Genomic DNA, 15864 nt, shown 5'->3' with positions numbered 1-15864 from the left:
TAAAACAAGCCGCACGCATCTATTAAAGTGTGTTCCTGAACTTATAAAGGACGAGAGATGGATAACATAAATGATTATATGACACCAGAAGAGGCGGCACATCGATGGGGGATCCCCCCTAGACTGTGAAAAACAAAACCAAGCCTTCAAAAGCAAATCCAGAAGAGATTAAACGTATGATTGAAAATGGATTAATCAAATATTTTCAAAAGCCAGGCGGAAAAAGGAAAGAATGGATTATATCGAGGGCTGCAATCAATGGTTCTTGAAGAAAGAAGAAGAATAGTGAAAAATGCCCACCTAAAACAGGTGCGCATTTTCCATGTATATTTACCTGTTTTTCAAGGACAAAACTCACGAGTTCTAACCACTCACGCAACAGCTCTAAAACTCCGGTTTTAGTTCTATTACGTGAGGTTTTTTAGACTCTTAATTTTTCCCCGTTTATTACTCCAAACATTGTACCCCAATTATATCCTCTACTGGCATGCGGTCCTTCCCAAATGGACTATCAATCGTAATCCACATTGACTGTGCATTGAGTTCTTTTATTTTTCCACTGTGTAAAGTGATTTTCCCTTTATCCCATGATTTTATGGATACAACACACCTACTTTTGTACGCCAGCTCTATATCGTACTGGATAGCTTGTAAATCAAAATCATCAAGCTCTGGACGCTCAACATAATTTTCCATATCTAACCAGTGTTTAATTTCGACGTTATGCTCTGTCAGCATCATGCCTTGCCATTTGATATTTCCACGGTCTCGAATCACGCGAATCCTCCTACCCTTTATGTCCACCGACTAGCTTAGATCGTTTAATAGCTGTTCCTGCATCAGTGAGTGAGACAGCCCTTAATAATGCAGTGGATCCATAACGAGTACGGATATCATCTATAACGCCAGCCAATTTACGCCTTTCCCATTTCCCGTCATCGAATAAATTTAACTGCATCGATTGTTCATCTTCCAGTTTTGTAACCGATACTGATACTTGACGAACGGCTTGTTGGTTATAGTTTTCGTTCATTAGCTCTTTGCAGACTTTGTAAATTTGCATCGTATCGTTTGTGGCTTCTCCGATAGTTCGAGAACGTTGGAAACCTCCGCCAAAAGCATTCTTGCTATACCCGATACCAAGTGATATCGTCCGTCCGGCCTGTTGTTTTTCACGCACTCTTCTAGCGACGTCTTCACACATCTCTAGGAGCACTGTATTTACTTCTTCTCGTTTGTTGTAATCGCGCATAAGGATTTGACTCTTTCCGTAACTGACCTGGCCTTCTGGCATCGGTGCGCCTACTTCTGACAGGTCGATGCCCCAAGCGTGGTGGTAAAGCTGATTCCCCATGATGCCGAATTTCTTTTCAAGTCTCTCAAGAGAAGCGTTCGCAAGATCACCAACCGAAAATATGCCCATGTTATTTAATGACTTCTCAGACTGCCTACCAATTCCCCACATTTCACTTAATGGGGAAACCGACCATAATTTTGTTTGCACATCATCATATGACCATTTTGCGAAGCCTTTTTTCTTCGCTTCGAGATCTAGTGCCAGTTTCGCCATAAGCATATTCGGGCCCATACCAGCCGTGGATGGTAAATTTAATGTTTCTGATATTTCGTGCTGAATTTTTCTAACAGTTAATGCTGGATCTCCCCATAACCTTTCTGTGCCAGTGAGGTCTATAAACGATTCATCGACCGAGTACACATGTATAGCCTCGGCAGGCACATACTTATGAAGGATACGAGTAATGGACATCGACATTTCAAGAAAATAACTCATTTTCGGCTCGAACAATCGAATTTTGGGATGGTTTGGAATTTCAAACAAACGATTACCTGTTTTAATACGAAATATCTTTTTCATCGCCGGTGACGCAGCTAATACAATCGATCCTTTATGTTGTAAGTTTCCGACGACTACAATTGGATCCGTTCGGACATCCAAATTATGCAGAGAAGCCATGCAACTCGCGTAAAAACTCATCATATCGATACAGGCGATCTGTCGGCTGGGAAATTTACTGTAGTCCATCATACAACGATTCGCAAAGTGCGTGCTGAAGTATTTGCAAATTCAATATATCCCTTATCCCTCATCCTATCTAAGTGGGCATGCACTGTTGATACAGATTTTAGTCCAACCGCGTCAGTGATTTCTCTCATTGATGGAGAGTAGTGATTTTCAGCAATATAACTTTTAATGAAATCATAAATTTTCTGTTGTCGGTCACTCATTTAAATAACCATCCTTTCTTTTCTAACTACGGGAACAAGCGCTAAAACATTATCGACGGTAAACGTGCGATTGGTTCCACGCATATGGCAGTACGCTCGAAAAGACACTTCACCGATTTGCAATACCTTTATTCTCCGTTTACTGATTTGACCTTTCCCATCTACATAAATCATATCCAGTAAATCACCATATCTTACCGTTCTCTCCAACACTTTAAGCACACTTGTTCCCCTCCTTGATTCTTAGTATACGGAATACACGTTCGATTTACAACTGGTAAAATGATGTATTGTAATTATCTTTAATGGAGACAATAACCATGAGGTGAAGATCATGCACACAGTTTGGAAAGGTGCTATTTCGTTTGGTCTTGTAACAATTCCGGTTAAATTACACGCTGCCACGGAAGACAAAGGAATTAAGTTAAAACAACTTCATTCGAAGTGTAAAAAGCCGATTAAACAGGAAAAAATTTGTCCTATATGTAATGAGGATGTGGATTCCGAATCGCTTGTAAAGGGCTATGAGTATGCGACAGACCGATTTGTAGTTGTTACAGATGCTGAATTAGATGGATTGAAAAGTGACATTGGGGAAAAAGCGGTTGATATCGTGGAGTTTGTTAAGCTAAAGGAAATCGATCCAGTCTATTTTGACAAGACATACTATTTAGCTGCAGATAGCAATGGTTCAAAAGCATATGCACTACTTCGTGAGGCATTGGCAAAGTCGAAAAAGATTGGCATTGCAAAGATAACGATACGATCTAAAGAGCGACTTGCAGCAGTCCGTGTCCTAGATAATCATCTAGTGTTGGAGACGTTACACTTTCCCGATGAGGTTAGGTCTACTGTTGATTTGCTCCAAATAAACAATGTCAAACTAACAGCCAAAGAAAAAGAAATCGCACTGTCTTTAATTGAGCAATTAACCGCCGAATTTGATCCAAGCAAGTATCATGACGAATACCGTGAAAGATTGGAAAAACTAATCGAAAGCAAGATCCCGAAAAAAGCCGAACAACCATCAAACGTCGTTAATCTTATGGATGCTATGGAGCGCAGTATTGCGTCAATCAAACAACAGAAAAAACAAGCATGAAGCTGATTAAACCGATGCTGTTAGGCTATCAAGAGGCAGTTAGATCAGATGAGGGATGGATTTACGAACCAAAGTTCAATGGAATTCGACTGCTAGCAGAAAACAATCGATCCTATACACGTCACGGAACCGTTACAACAAGTATTTTTCCCGAACTTATTTTCGGAGGCAATGAAGTATTACTGGATGGTGAGCTGATTGCACCTGGCGAAGAATCACCAGATGACTTCGAGGGCGCGATGTCTCGATTTAGTGGTAAGAAGGATCAGCTTATTTCATTAATGGCTTTCGACGTTATTTCTTATCATACAGAAACCGTAGCGCACTGGCCTATCGAAGAAAGAAAAGAGTTGTTAACTGAGGTTATATCTGAAATTGATTCTCCCTATATTAATTTAGTTCCCTATGTGGTGACTGAAGGAGAACAACTATTTGATGTTATAAAAGCAAACAAAATGGAGGGGATCGTCGCCAAGCGATTAGGGAGTAGCTACATCCCTGGTACACGTTCAAATGATTGGCGTAAAATTATTAATTGGAGTTATCATGATTGTGTGGTTTCAAAGGTTACGATTGGCCCTCTCTCAGTTCAGTTGCAAAGCGTGGAGGGTGAATATCTGGGGAGTGTTGTTATCGGATTCACTAAGGAGATAAAGAATAAATTGGTTTCGATAACTCCCCCCTTCCTCGTTAAAGTAAAATCAAGAGGTTGGACGAGCGGAAGAAAGTTAAGGTTGCCGCAGATAGTGGAAATCGAATGATTCTGTCGCTAAGCTTTATACACCAAATATTAATTATGTTTATACAATATCAGGGGAGTGTTAATCTACATGCTTTTAGAGAGAGTTGAGTTAGGAGATAACATGGGGTTAAGTGATGAAAAGGGTGCTAAAACTACGGGATTAGCAAACGGAGAGCCCAGCAATAGGGAATTGAAAATGTTAATGGATCTTTTGGAATCCGGATCTAAAGATGAACAACATATGCTTGCAAAAACACTATTAGAAATGGTACGAAAAGTTTAATAGAAACATAGTATATGCTTGTATTAAATAGATAATTAAACAAAAATGCGATCTATCCACAACCTGTGGGCGGATCGCTTTTGAATATTACAAGTCTTGCCGACTTCGGGACTTTACTCTCTTACATACGTTTACCAATAACCGTTAGTTTCTTTGTAAGAACATTTTTTACAATGACATTTGGACTCTTCTTCACGTTTACAGTAATGATAATGGCAATTGTCATCATACTTAATTTCCCGACATTCACAAATAAACTTCACACGCTTTTTTTTACTATGATTTTCTGAATACATATATCTCTCCTTCCTGTTTTCTAAGCTGGCCGGCTATCATAGTATATGGACTAGTTCTACTAGTGATTGGACAGCCCGTCTACTAATTTCTTCACCAAAAAAAGATAGTATTTTGTCGAAAGAGAAAAGCGGCCTATCCACAATTCAATCTGTGGAGGAGCCGCTTTTTTTGCTGCTTTTTATTTGCTCTACTAATAGTTCAGCGCCTTTCGGACTTAATGTGATGCCTCCTTGATATTCAACATTATCAGGAAGAATATCTCCAGTAATGAAACAAGCGCGATTTGGTGAATACTTTCGGAGAATAATGCGATCTTCTTCAACAAAGAATTCAATAGGGGTCCCTACATCAATCTTCAAAGTTTTTCTCAGTTCTTTTGGCATTACTATTCTTCCTAATTCGTCTACTTTCCGTACAATACCAGTGCTTTTCATTCGAATCCTCCTTGTTTCATAACTTAATAAGGAATATTAGTTACTTAAAATCGGATAGAAAATGTTAAGATTTTATTTACATATGAACAGGGAAAAGAGTGCCGCTTTCTTTCTATTAAAAATTAAGCGTAAAGAAAAACTTTCAAACTCTGTCATAGTATTCATCTTTTTAACCTTTTTTGAGAAATTTAGACAAATTAGATTCTTTGTGATATTGTAATAATATCATAGAAAGGAGGAAATATAGGATAAAAATTGTTTTCCCTTCGAAATGAGTTGAAAATGTTTACTTCCTATCTCATTTGGGATATTATGGATTTATTGCAATTGTTTATTTACATCACTCCAAATAGACAATCACAATAGAATTACAAATTAATAGTTAAGGGAGAGAAGATATTGAAAAATGCTAAAAAGTTTCTTTCTATTTTTTGTTCTGTAGCGTTTATACTGTCGCTGTTTTTTGTTCACGCTAAAGAATCGTCGGCAAGTGAGTACAATGAATTAGATGTTGATGTTAATTCTGGATTAGCAGAAGGTGAAGTAGTTGTTGATACTTTTACGGATTTGATTCTTGATGATGAAGTAGTGGGTGCAGAGGTTTTCTTTAAACAAAAGGATGATTTAATTTCTCCATTTGAAAGAAGATTAAATTGGTATGGTGTTTCTTCAACTTATGTAGGTCTTTCATATAGCCCGTCATGGTACTATGCTGGAGCTTCTACGGTAAGTGGAGGAAGATTAACTGCATCTCACTCTAGTTCTGTCGCTCACAAATATTCAGGTACACTTAAGATACCATCAAAATCATTAGAAACTGTAGTTGGTTTTGATGTTACTAATTCGTGGTCGGAAACAGTAGGTTATATGTCTCAAGAATATCCTAATGGAAATTATCGTTTAGAGTATAGACATGTGTATAAGAAGTATAAGGTTAAACAAGAACAAAAATATGATCCTCGCGGAAAAGTTTATGATACGCAATATGTTTATCCGGAACAATGGATAGAACGTCAATATCGAGTGGTTAAATTCTAAAAAAGAAAAGAGTAATTAATTTATGATTAAAGGTATTTTGGGTTCTACATTCTTTTTAATATCAGCTATATTTTATTCGACTAGGTATATTTGCGCTGCAATTGGTGCTTCAAATAGTAGTACTTGGTCCATAAAAGAATTCGATGTTTTCCTTAAAAATGTCCCTAATAATTTACTGGTTTTTAGTATTGTTTCTTTATTGATAGGATTTGCATTTATTCTGTGGGGTTTTTTAGATCTAAAGAATAAAGGTAATGACTAAAAATAGAAAAGAGACCTTTGCGAAAAAAGTAAAGGTCTCTTTTCTATTTCTTACGGTTCAACGATCACAAAAAGAAGTGGGAGAAATTCAATCCACGGAACAATCAATCCACAAGCAGTAGTTCCAGACACCACTACTGCCAATATAGGGTATAGTTATAACTACGACGGGAAAAACTACGAAATTCAAGAAGTGGTTGCTCAAGCAAGAATTATAAAATCTAGTTTATCAAATGGTAAAGAAGGCGCTGTACTTTATACCAATAAACAAATTGAAAAAAAAAACGTGACAAATCTTATATCTTTATATGCTAAGAAAATAATTGGACAATTTAATGTTTTTAATCGCTTCCATAAATCCAGCAGGATCTGTTTCTTGCTCTTCACTTCCGCAAATGCTCAATAATAATTAAAACTCACTTAAAAGACAAAGTATCGCAACTTTTTGCATCGCAAATTTATTCAAAACATCGTAATTATATTTAAAATTCATTCTGGTAACCACGCGGTATAATTGACTCACAAATTAAATATAAGGCGACTTAGGATTACCCTCGCGTAGCAGGACTAAAACCAAGGTTTTAGTCCTGTTACGCGAGTTTTTTTAATTAAATATAAACTCCGTTTGGCTTGCATTCTTTCTCAAAAATCTTTTCCAAATAGAACATTTTCGTTTCATCTACTCATGACATCCATCCCCCGTTATCCCCATAGATTTGTGGAAGAGGGAAGGGAGCGTATCATTTACGGATTTTGCAGGCTGTCTAAAAGGGAATTAGTTTTTTGTGACGAATATAGAAACACCGACCTTCGGCTGTAATATGAGGGTAGCGTGTATTGGTGTTAGGGAATTAGTAAATATGCATACTCTTGTCGTTCACCTGATTAAACCCTCATATCGCTCCTCATTTCACTTGTATGCTGTCACAAAACGCACAAATCATTACACATATAACGGTGTGTGGTACCTATAGGCCATAGATTTATCAAATTTTCGTCCATAGCTGGCGTTTTTCAATGTCCAGCAGCTTTTTTAAGAGATGAGATTATATATTATAAAAAAGATCATTATGGCTTATTTGGTTGTTGTTTAGAGAGGTAATTGCTCTTTTTATAACAACTGTTTTTTAAAACCGGAAACGAATGTGAATTTTTAGCAACAGGAAAAAGGTAGAATTATGATCGAAACCGATTACGTTTTAAATAATTTTCTGTCAATAGAAGAAAATGCGGAGACTTATAGAAGCTACATGGAAAACCCGACAAATGGGACAATAGAAGAGTTGGACAAGCAATTTAAAAATCACTTTTATAAGATAAGGTGTATTAGCTATTTTATCAAGATGATTCACTTCGAAAGTAAGCATTTTGATATAAAAGAAAGAAAATACAGAAATGATTTTGTTTTATCAATAAATAAAGAAAACGAGAGTGGTTACAGAAATATTGAGTTAATAGCAGATCATTAACAGAATAAAATGGATTGTAAGGGGAACTTAGAACAAGAAATAAATGACCCCATTCTATACAAAGCTTTTCAAAGACTAACTAGAGAACACTACTGCAATTTATATACATGAATAATATGAAAGACACTGGGGTTGCAATATTTCTTGGGATATCTCAACAGGCTATAACTAAATCTAAAAAAAATGCCATTACAAGACTTAGAAAGGAGATGTCGGAAATTGTATGAAGATACTATAATGATGATAAGCAATTTGGGTTTTCCTATAGCTGTAACCGTATATCTTCTTATCCGGTTTGAAAAAAAAATAGAGACATTAGAAATTGCTCTTAATAAACTAACAAACGTACTATCATCCAAAGAGAGAAAATAATGGTAGACCTAAAAGAAGAAGATATCGAATTTATTATTGGCAGAGTTCAGCCTAAGATAGCAGCCTCTTTATCTCAAACAAGTTTAAATAATAGAAAAGACCTTGAACAAGATTTAAAAGAGATGATCATATGTAAAATTAAAGAAGCTAAAATAGACAATAATGTCCCCGGTTTTTTTGAATATCTCCATATAAAAAAGGAAGAACAGTTGTAACTGTTCTTCCTTTTTTGTGTGTCTGACATGGGTGTGTAGTGCAAAATAACAGTACATAGAAATGCAAGATGATGATGCAGAGAATTGCAAAAGAAAATACATAACGATATGAGCAAGATTTTACATGGAGAGGTGGGCATGATAGCCTGCATTGGCAGAGCCAGGTCCTTGTGGTGCCTGGCTTCTTGGCTCGTGCATCTTGCCCGCAGAGGCTCCATGTCAAATCAACTTGGAGTCTGCAGTAAACTTTGCAAAACTATGTACAAATCCTTTGCAATTCTCTGTACTTCGTTTTTGCAAAATACAATGGGCTATAAGTAGATGTTGAATCAAGTTGAAATCCTTGAAAAATAAACAGTAGGTCTACAAATGTAACCGCTATACTAAAATAGACAGTTTTCGCTCGAATGCCTTGAACACTTTCGCCAACAAACATGCCATCTAGTAAGCTAGGATTATTAGTTTACTGGAGGTAAGGACTTGGAGGAAAAGTTAGTGTTATACATCGAGATTCAGCAACTATACAAACGGAAAATGAAGATTGCACAGATTGCAAAACATTTGAAAGTAACGCGTGGAACTGTTTATAAGTATTTGAATATGTCATTTGAGGAAGCACAAGAATATTTGGGGAATCCTTTGAAGAAACCTAAGAAATTGGATCCCTACAAGGATTGGATTGTCGCATGGCTAGAAGAATACCCACATTTAAGTGCAGCACAAATTCAAGATTGGTTAATCGAGCGCTATCCTGATTTGGTAATCGGAGAAAGCACAGTTCGTACCTATGTAAAAGAGATCCGTGAGATTTATCAAATTGAGAAAAAAGCGAATGTTAGGCAATATGAGGCCGTTCCTGAACAGCCGATGGGCAAACAGATACAGGTGGATTGGGGAGAAACAAGGCAGAAAACGACGACGAAAAAAGAAGTGAAATTATACTTCATTGCCTTTGTTTTAGCACATTCGCGGTATAAGTACATGGAGTGGCAAGACCGACCTTTCACTACGAAGGATGCCATTCGTTGTCATGAAAATGCCTTTCGCTTTTTTGGTGGTCGTACGGAAGAAATTGTGTATGACCAAGATCACTTACTATCAGTCAGCGAAAACGCTGGGGATATCGTGTTAACAGCAGAATTCCAAGCGTATGTAAAAAATCAAAAGTTCCGTGTTCATTTATGTCGAAAAGCCGATCCCGAATCAAAAGGAATGATTGAAAATGTAGTGAAATACATAAAGGGAAATTTCGCAGACAGCCGTGTGTTTAAAGATATTGAGGACTGGAATGAACGTGCGCTCCAGTGGTTGGAACGCACAGGAAATAAAAATGTGCATAACACAACAAAAAAGAGCCCAGTCAAAGTGTTTCTCGTCGAAAAGCAACACTTAGAACCAGTCTCTTCACTACTTTCAAATGAAAGTACACATGCATGTATTATAACAAGAAATGTAGGCAAGGACAATACGATTCGTTTTGCGTCCAACCGTTATTCAGTTCCATTAGGAACTTATGGAGTATCACCAGAGAATCAGGTTGTTTTAGACATACAAGGTGAGCAACAAGATACGTTGGTTATTCGTAAGCAGTCAAACGGTGAAGTGCTGGCCGAACATCAAATTAGTAGCGAAAAAGGAAAGCTTATTCAAAATCGTAATCATACCCGAGACCGTTCTAAAGGAATTGAAGAGTTAAAGAAAACCGTCATTTCATATTTTGAAGAACAAGAAGACGCATTGATGTATGTGGACGAAGTTTGTATGAAATACGTGCGTTATCGTAGAGATCAATTAATAATTCTACAAAAGGTGATTAAAGAAGAACCCGAATGGATTGATTCAGCACTTCAAAAATGTATGCGTGAAAAATTATATAGTGCGAATGACTTTAGAGACGTAGTGCGTTACTTGAAGCAATCGAATCTAGAGGAATCAGCCCTACTCCATGAGCAACAGAATGTTTCAATGACTCCAACGAATATTCAAGTAGAAACACGCCCCTTAGAAACGTATACACGAATTCTAGGAGGGATTGTCTCATGAATAAAACGGTGAAAGACTTACAGAATCATTTTCGTCAGCTACGGCTGTCAGAAACGGCAGAGGAGCTCCCGCAGCTCCTTCGCGAAGCTGAAAAAGAATCATGGACTTACTTAGAATTTTTGGAAGCTATCACATCATTTGAGCTAGGCAAACGCGAGGAAAAAAGTATAGGACGTCGTATTAAATGGGCGCGCTTCCCCTACATTAAAACGTTACAAGAATTTCAAGTAGAGGAGCAAACAGCTCTTACATCTCGTCAACTGACACAGTTACAAGAGTTCGGCTGGTTAGAGCAGCAATACAACTTAATCTTATTAGGCCCACCTGGTGTTGGCAAAACATTTCTAGCGATAGGGTTAGGCTTAGAGGCTATTCATAAAGGGTTCCAAGTGTACTTTGTGACAATGGGAGAATTAATTCAGCTTCTGAAAACCCAAGAATTTGCGCATAAATCGCAGGTTCAAATGAAACGACTTCAAACATCTGATTTAGTGATTATTGATGATTTAATGTACATGGCAATGGATCAGCGTGAGGCAAATCTATTCTTCCAGCTCATCAATCATCTATACGAACGAAGTTCAATTATTCTAACGTCGAATAAGAGCCCAGAACAATGGACGGAGTTAATGGGGGATCAAGGGATTATGACAGCCATTCTAGATCGGCTGTTACATCGTGTCGAAGTGATTCACATGAATAGTGATAGCTATCGAATGAAAAATAGGCAGCATATATTTTAAGCAAAAGTGTTCATTTCAAACGAGCAGAAACTGTCGTTTTGACCTTGACGGTTACAACAAATTGCTATTATCTTTTTCGTTTTTAAATAATTCATAAAGATTATCGTTCAAATGGACCGTGGAAACTAAACCATTAAGCTCTCTGTAGTTGATATTTCGATAGAATTCAATTCGCATAAGTCTTCTGGGGATATCCTCCAATTTGTTCATACTATTTTTAATTCAGTCACAAATTGGGACTTTTTTTGTTGTTATTGTTGTATAATAGAACTAGTGTTCGAATAATTTATTTATAAGTGTCACAAACAAGAAAATATAACCACATTTCCCAGTAAATAAATAAATTAGGGAGCGGTGGTTATATATGGTGATAAAAAGCGAATTCTGGAGTGGACTTGAAGAAATGGCGGGGTTATATAGCAGTGAAAAAGAAGAATTAAAGAAAGAAATAATTCTATTAAACATATTTGAAAAAATGAAAGGTTATATTTTGACGAGTGTGAACAACGCTTATAAGAAAACGGGAGTTTATGGACTTGAAATACCCAAGGAAGATTTTGAATCAAGGTTTATGCAATATCTTTGGGAAGCAGTTGAATCGTTTCAAAGTGACGGCTCCACGTTCAAAAATATTGTAGCGCGTCGATTTGATTTTGCTGAAAAACACACCTGGAGACAATATAAAACAAAAGGCGACGAAAATGACAAAAATGGCGTATCTTACGAATCCGCAAGACTTATTTCGTTAGATAGAAGAATTGATGGTGGTACAAAAAGTGTAAAAATACTTGCAGACATTTCACTTGGCGATGTGTACTCGGCTGAGGATGAATATTTTGAACAAATTGAAGTAACATCGATTATATCTGAATTTAAAAAAGTCAATGAAAGATATGCTAATGTAATTCAATTCATATTACTTGGGTATAAAGGCGTCGACCTAGCAATTGCAACTGGTGAAGCAGATTCTAACAATCAGAAATTTCGAAAACTGGTACAACGGTCCAAAGAATCATTCGCAAAATACATGACCAATAGAGCATCTTAGTAAGACTGAACATGGACAAGTTTTTTTGGAACCGATTATTTAGAAGTTTTCGCAATAAATCAGATAGAGTGTATGAAGAATCTACTTTCTTTTTTTGTTTTTGTTTTTATTGGAGGTGGACATAAGCAGTCAGCGCGGTAAAAGTGCTTGTATCCTGCGTTTGTTAATTTTCCAAACAGAGTAGGCACATTAAGACATTGCTAAATAAAAAGTAAAAAAGATCACATTTCCCAACGTGCTTTGTACATATCTATCCGCAACTAATTAAGCACAATAACTTTAAAACAAATGATTATCATAGGCTATAAATATTCGCTTCGCTTCTTGTATGCTGTCACAAATCGCTTAAATCATTCCACATATGACAGTGTGAGGGCCCTTCACTAATAAGATGTATATGTGTTTTATAATCCCAATTATCAAAATAATCAAATCAGAAATAATTAATTACTGTTGTAAGTTCAAGGTATATCCTTCGAATAGAAAGGTCGATATTTTTAGCGTGGACAAGTTGCTCAAATTTAAAAGGGATTTTTAATCTGCTCACAATTTAAACAAATTATTAAAAAGGAGAGATAACAATGGATGAAATGGTATTAAGAGTTCAAAGATGGCTTAACCAAGAGTATAGAAATGATCCAGGATTTGAAGTGGTTTTGGAAACCGGAAAAACAGGTTGGTCAACGATGTATGCTTTAACCCGAGCGTTGCAAATTGAATTAGGAATACCTAATCCGTTCAATAATTTTGGGGATGGAACGGCAACTGCTTACAAGAAGTGGGGAGAAATGCAACTTGGTTCAGTTCCTACTGATTCGAAAGGGAAGCAAATTGTATATATACTTCAAGGGGCTTGTTACTGTAAAGGATACAATCCAGGGGGATTTGATGGCAATTTCGGTGAAGGGCTTAAATCCGCAGTACAAAAACTACAAACTGATGCCGGATTGCCAGTGAGAGACGGGAAAGTTTATGATTATGTGTTTAAAGCATTCTTGACCATGGATGCTTATGTCCTCACCGCAGGGGGGAATTCGAGAATTAGAGAAATTCAACAAAGCCTAAATTACAGTTACTACAAAACAGCGGGTGTTCAACCTACTGACGGCTTCTACCAAAGAAACACGAACAAAGCTCTAATCTACGGTCTACAAACAGAGATAGGCATTGCTCCCAATAACCAAACAGGTTCGATTGGACCCGCCACGACAGCTGGACTCCCTACGTTATTAGTCGGAAGCCGTGGCAATTTCGTGAAATTATTTCAGTATGCTTTATATGTTAACAACTATGATTCGGGAACTTTTGATGGCATATATGGAACTGGTGTAAAATCGGCTGTTACTGAATTCCAAAAATTTGTTGGATTGGATGCAGATGGTATTGCAGGAAAACAGGCCTGGTTATCCGTTCTAACTAGTACTGGTGATCCAAATCGGAAAGGAACAGCTTGTGATTGCATTACTGAGATTACTCCTGCTAGAGCCCAAACTCTGAAAAACGCTGGATACCAAACCGTTGGGAGATATTTGATAAATGTTCCAGGAGGCTTAGATAAAAAAATTCAACCTGGAGAATTGAAAACAATCTTCGATGCAGGCTTAACTGTCTTTCCGATATATCAAACTAATGGTGCTTCGTCCGAGTATTTTGGTCCACTCCAAGGAGCCATTGATGGAGAAAAGGCTCTAATCAGTGCTCAACAACATGGATTTAAAGACGGTACAACCATTTACTTTTCGGTAGACTTTGATGCATTGGGTGGAGATATTCCAATGATTTTAGAATATTATCAAGCCATTATTACAGTTTTAGGTGGTAAATATAAAGTTGGGGTATACGGTCCTCGTTCGATTTGTATTGAAGTTTCTAAATTAGATGGGATAAGTTACAGTTTTGTAAGCGGGATGTCTACAGGATTTAGTGGAAACTTAGGTTATCCACTTCCTAGAAACTGGGCATTTGATCAGATTCTAGAATATGCAATTGGGAGTGGCGAAGGTCGAATCGCTATTGATAAAGATATTAAATCAGGTAGAGATAATGGACAATCATCAGTTTCGCCCATTACACCGCCTATTTTAAAGAATGAGATTTTTTTAGATAAATTAGATGAATTGCAAAGACTCGCTGCTTCCCAAAATAATCCTCACGCCATGAACCAAACTGATTGGTGTTTAGATTACCTTCGAAACGAAAGATTTAATAATGAAATGTGGGACATAATAGCAGGTTCACTAGACGGTAAGTTCGTTGATAAAGCGGTTGCTGAATTTGGGAGAGCAAGAGATTTCCCACAACCTTTGGATCCTGACTCCAAAGAACAAATTGATTTACCTCATTTGGCTGCAACATGCGATACAGTGATTATGCAAAAGGGGAAAGTTCTTTCTGATATAGCAGGATGGGGTGGGGATCTACTTACAACTTTAAAGGATGCTAAGAGATTGGTGGAGGCTGGTCGCTACGATACAATATATAAAGCTGCTTACGCCACTATTGGTGGTATAGGCGAGAGCCATTTTTCATACTCCGATCTCCTTTCCGATTTAGATGGATATAACATTGGTATGCAGATTGTTAATAAAGGTCATGCACAAGGATTTTCTAAAGTTGTAAGGGATTATTATTCAAATGGTTGGAAGAGTAGGTATTCTGACTTCTACCAAAACAGATTTGCATCATCTCCTGATAGATTATATGATGATGCAAATTATATATTAAATGATGTTGATCCGCTAATTGTACCTATAAGATATATGTTTGTTCTTGCTTTCGATATTCCATTTTATTTGCCGGAAGAGGGTCGTGCAGTTGCTGAAGCGTGGAGAGACAAGTTCTTAGTACTTGTAGGTAGAGAATAAAATCTTTTCATAAATAGCAGAGGACGCAAGTTTTTTATAACTTGCGTCCTCTGCTATTTAATAGGTAATAAAACATTACCAGATGTAATATAGATATTTCCATCTATTTCAACCGTTTTCACCATATATTTCTTCAAGAAAATTTCGCCACGTTCTCCAACTACTGTTGATTCTTTTTTAAAGAGAAAGGGGGTAATGGATTTATATATAGTGTACTTGGTATAAAAAACATCAAATTTAGATAGCGCTGTTTTTACATTTCTCTTTTCAGAGACTAAGTAAGGTTTTGAAAGGAGATTATTACTTTCTATATACGCATAAGTATAAGGAGGTAGTATAAACGCCCTGAAACAACACGTTATTACAATAATTGCTACAAGTATAGATAATGTATCTGCTACTCGTATATTTACGTTTTTTTTAACTGAAATAATGTAAATAGAAGAAGGAAAAGAAAAGACCGCGATCAATAAAAGCCATTTATCAATAACAGTACTATTGACCACAATAGTCCATCCAAAAAACTTCATTATAAAAAGAAATATAATGATGGAGGATAAGCTTAATAAAACAATATAAGTCTTTTTCATTTTATCACTCCTAGAAAATATTAATTATTATCAATAATACCATACTTATTCATCCATCTTACAAATACTGCCGATTAACAATAAAATACAAATATTCTCAACTACGTTAACCCAGT

At 36.7% G+C, this 15864-nt stretch carries 20 protein-coding genes; 13 read left to right on the top strand and 7 right to left on the bottom strand.

Features of this window, described 5'->3' with window-relative positions:
* Positions 1–125 precede the first annotated feature (125 nt).
* On the top strand, positions 126–269 hold the full coding sequence (locus MKZ11_RS24670; protein WP_445327065.1) for a hypothetical protein: 144 nt from the start codon (positions 126–128) through the stop codon (positions 267–269).
* A 178-nt stretch (positions 270–447) separates the two neighbouring features.
* Here the strand turns inward: MKZ11_RS24670 and MKZ11_RS24665 are convergent, their stop codons facing one another.
* From MKZ11_RS24665 to MKZ11_RS24650, 4 genes are read right to left on the bottom strand one after another with little or no spacing between them, the layout of a single operon-like run.
* On the bottom strand, positions 448–777 hold the full coding sequence (locus MKZ11_RS24665; protein WP_340797231.1) for a YolD-like family protein: 330 nt from the start codon (positions 775–777) through the stop codon (positions 448–450).
* Between the two features lie 10 nt (positions 778–787).
* Positions 788–2047 carry a Y-family DNA polymerase gene (locus tag MKZ11_RS24660; RefSeq protein WP_340797230.1) on the bottom strand — a complete coding sequence of 420 codons (1260 nt, stop codon included), beginning with the start codon at positions 2045–2047 and terminating at the stop codon, positions 788–790.
* On the bottom strand, positions 2044–2247 hold the full coding sequence (locus tag MKZ11_RS24655) for a LexA family protein (RefSeq protein ID WP_340797229.1): 204 nt from the start codon (positions 2245–2247) through the stop codon (positions 2044–2046). Before MKZ11_RS24655 ends, MKZ11_RS24660 begins: the two co-directional genes overlap by 4 nt.
* A complete protein-coding gene (locus MKZ11_RS24650; protein WP_340797228.1) occupies positions 2248–2469 on the bottom strand; it encodes a transcriptional regulator in 222 nt (73 codons plus the stop codon).
* A gap of 112 nt (positions 2470–2581) precedes the next feature.
* On the opposite strand from MKZ11_RS24650, the gene ku reads away from it, so the two are divergent.
* The 3 genes from ku to MKZ11_RS24635 all read left to right on the top strand — a co-directional run bounded on the left by ku (position 2582) and on the right by MKZ11_RS24635 (position 4374).
* Positions 2582–3349, top strand: a complete 768-nt coding sequence (gene ku / locus MKZ11_RS24645) for a non-homologous end joining protein Ku (RefSeq protein WP_340797227.1) — start codon at positions 2582–2584, stop codon at positions 3347–3349.
* Complete coding sequence (locus tag MKZ11_RS24640) at positions 3346–4110, top strand: ATP-dependent DNA ligase (RefSeq protein ID WP_340797226.1); 765 nt, start codon at positions 3346–3348, stop codon at positions 4108–4110. The genes ku and MKZ11_RS24640 overlap by 4 nt, the downstream gene beginning before the upstream one ends.
* A gap of 69 nt (positions 4111–4179) precedes the next feature.
* Positions 4180–4374: a DUF3243 family protein gene (locus MKZ11_RS24635; RefSeq protein ID WP_340797225.1), complete on the top strand. Its 195-nt coding sequence runs from the start codon at positions 4180–4182 to the stop codon at positions 4372–4374.
* Positions 4375–4495: 121 nt separating this feature from the next.
* Here MKZ11_RS24635 and MKZ11_RS24630 read toward each other — a convergent pair whose 3' ends face one another.
* Positions 4496–4624 (bottom strand): hypothetical protein, encoded by a 129-nt coding sequence (locus tag MKZ11_RS24630; RefSeq protein ID WP_340797224.1) that lies wholly within the window; start codon positions 4622–4624, stop codon positions 4496–4498.
* Positions 4625–4814: 190 nt separating this feature from the next.
* Complete coding sequence (locus MKZ11_RS24625) at positions 4815–5105, bottom strand: AbrB/MazE/SpoVT family DNA-binding domain-containing protein (protein ID WP_340797223.1); 291 nt, start codon at positions 5103–5105, stop codon at positions 4815–4817.
* A 399-nt stretch (positions 5106–5504) separates the two neighbouring features.
* Between MKZ11_RS24625 and MKZ11_RS24620 the strand changes: the two genes are divergently transcribed.
* From MKZ11_RS24620 to MKZ11_RS24580, 9 genes are all read left to right on the top strand, one after another.
* Positions 5505–6143 carry a hypothetical protein gene (locus MKZ11_RS24620; RefSeq protein ID WP_340797222.1) on the top strand — a complete coding sequence of 213 codons (639 nt, stop codon included), beginning with the start codon at positions 5505–5507 and terminating at the stop codon, positions 6141–6143.
* Between the two features lie 22 nt (positions 6144–6165).
* The gene (locus tag MKZ11_RS24615; RefSeq protein ID WP_340797221.1) at positions 6166–6405 is read left to right on the top strand and encodes a hypothetical protein; all 240 of its coding nucleotides are present in this window, start codon (positions 6166–6168) and stop codon (positions 6403–6405) included.
* 1177 nt (positions 6406–7582) lie between these two features.
* Positions 7583–7873: a hypothetical protein gene (locus MKZ11_RS24610; RefSeq protein WP_340797220.1), complete on the top strand. Its 291-nt coding sequence runs from the start codon at positions 7583–7585 to the stop codon at positions 7871–7873.
* Positions 7874–8056: 183 nt separating this feature from the next.
* On the top strand, positions 8057–8245 hold the full coding sequence (locus tag MKZ11_RS24605; protein ID WP_207150885.1) for a YvrJ family protein: 189 nt from the start codon (positions 8057–8059) through the stop codon (positions 8243–8245).
* Positions 8245–8460, top strand: coding sequence for a hypothetical protein (locus MKZ11_RS24600; protein WP_340797219.1), 216 nt, complete (start codon positions 8245–8247; stop codon positions 8458–8460). Before MKZ11_RS24605 ends, MKZ11_RS24600 begins: the two co-directional genes overlap by 1 nt.
* Before the next feature lie 495 nt (positions 8461–8955).
* On the top strand, positions 8956–10503 hold the full coding sequence (gene istA / locus MKZ11_RS24595) for an IS21 family transposase (protein ID WP_340797295.1): 1548 nt from the start codon (positions 8956–8958) through the stop codon (positions 10501–10503).
* On the top strand, positions 10500–11246 hold the full coding sequence (gene istB, locus MKZ11_RS24590) for an IS21-like element helper ATPase IstB (protein ID WP_340797218.1): 747 nt from the start codon (positions 10500–10502) through the stop codon (positions 11244–11246). The genes istA and istB overlap by 4 nt, the downstream gene beginning before the upstream one ends.
* A 364-nt stretch (positions 11247–11610) precedes the next feature.
* A complete protein-coding gene (bacL2, locus tag MKZ11_RS24585; protein ID WP_340797217.1) occupies positions 11611–12294 on the top strand; it encodes a BacL2 family protein in 684 nt (227 codons plus the stop codon).
* A gap of 581 nt (positions 12295–12875) precedes the next feature.
* Positions 12876–15158 carry a glycoside hydrolase domain-containing protein gene (locus tag MKZ11_RS24580; RefSeq protein ID WP_340797216.1) on the top strand — a complete coding sequence of 761 codons (2283 nt, stop codon included), beginning with the start codon at positions 12876–12878 and terminating at the stop codon, positions 15156–15158.
* Positions 15159–15211: 53 nt separating this feature from the next.
* Here MKZ11_RS24580 and MKZ11_RS24575 read toward each other — a convergent pair whose 3' ends face one another.
* On the bottom strand, positions 15212–15748 hold the full coding sequence (locus tag MKZ11_RS24575) for a hypothetical protein (RefSeq protein WP_340797215.1): 537 nt from the start codon (positions 15746–15748) through the stop codon (positions 15212–15214).
* Positions 15749–15864 lie beyond the last annotated feature (116 nt).

The sequence above is a fragment of the Sporosarcina sp. FSL K6-1508 genome (assembly GCF_038007465.1).
In the GTDB taxonomy this organism is placed as follows: domain Bacteria; phylum Bacillota; class Bacilli; order Bacillales_A; family Planococcaceae; genus Sporosarcina; species Sporosarcina psychrophila_B.
The sequence above is the reverse complement of the archived record's forward strand: the minus strand, read 5'-3'. Positions and strand labels throughout refer to the sequence as shown.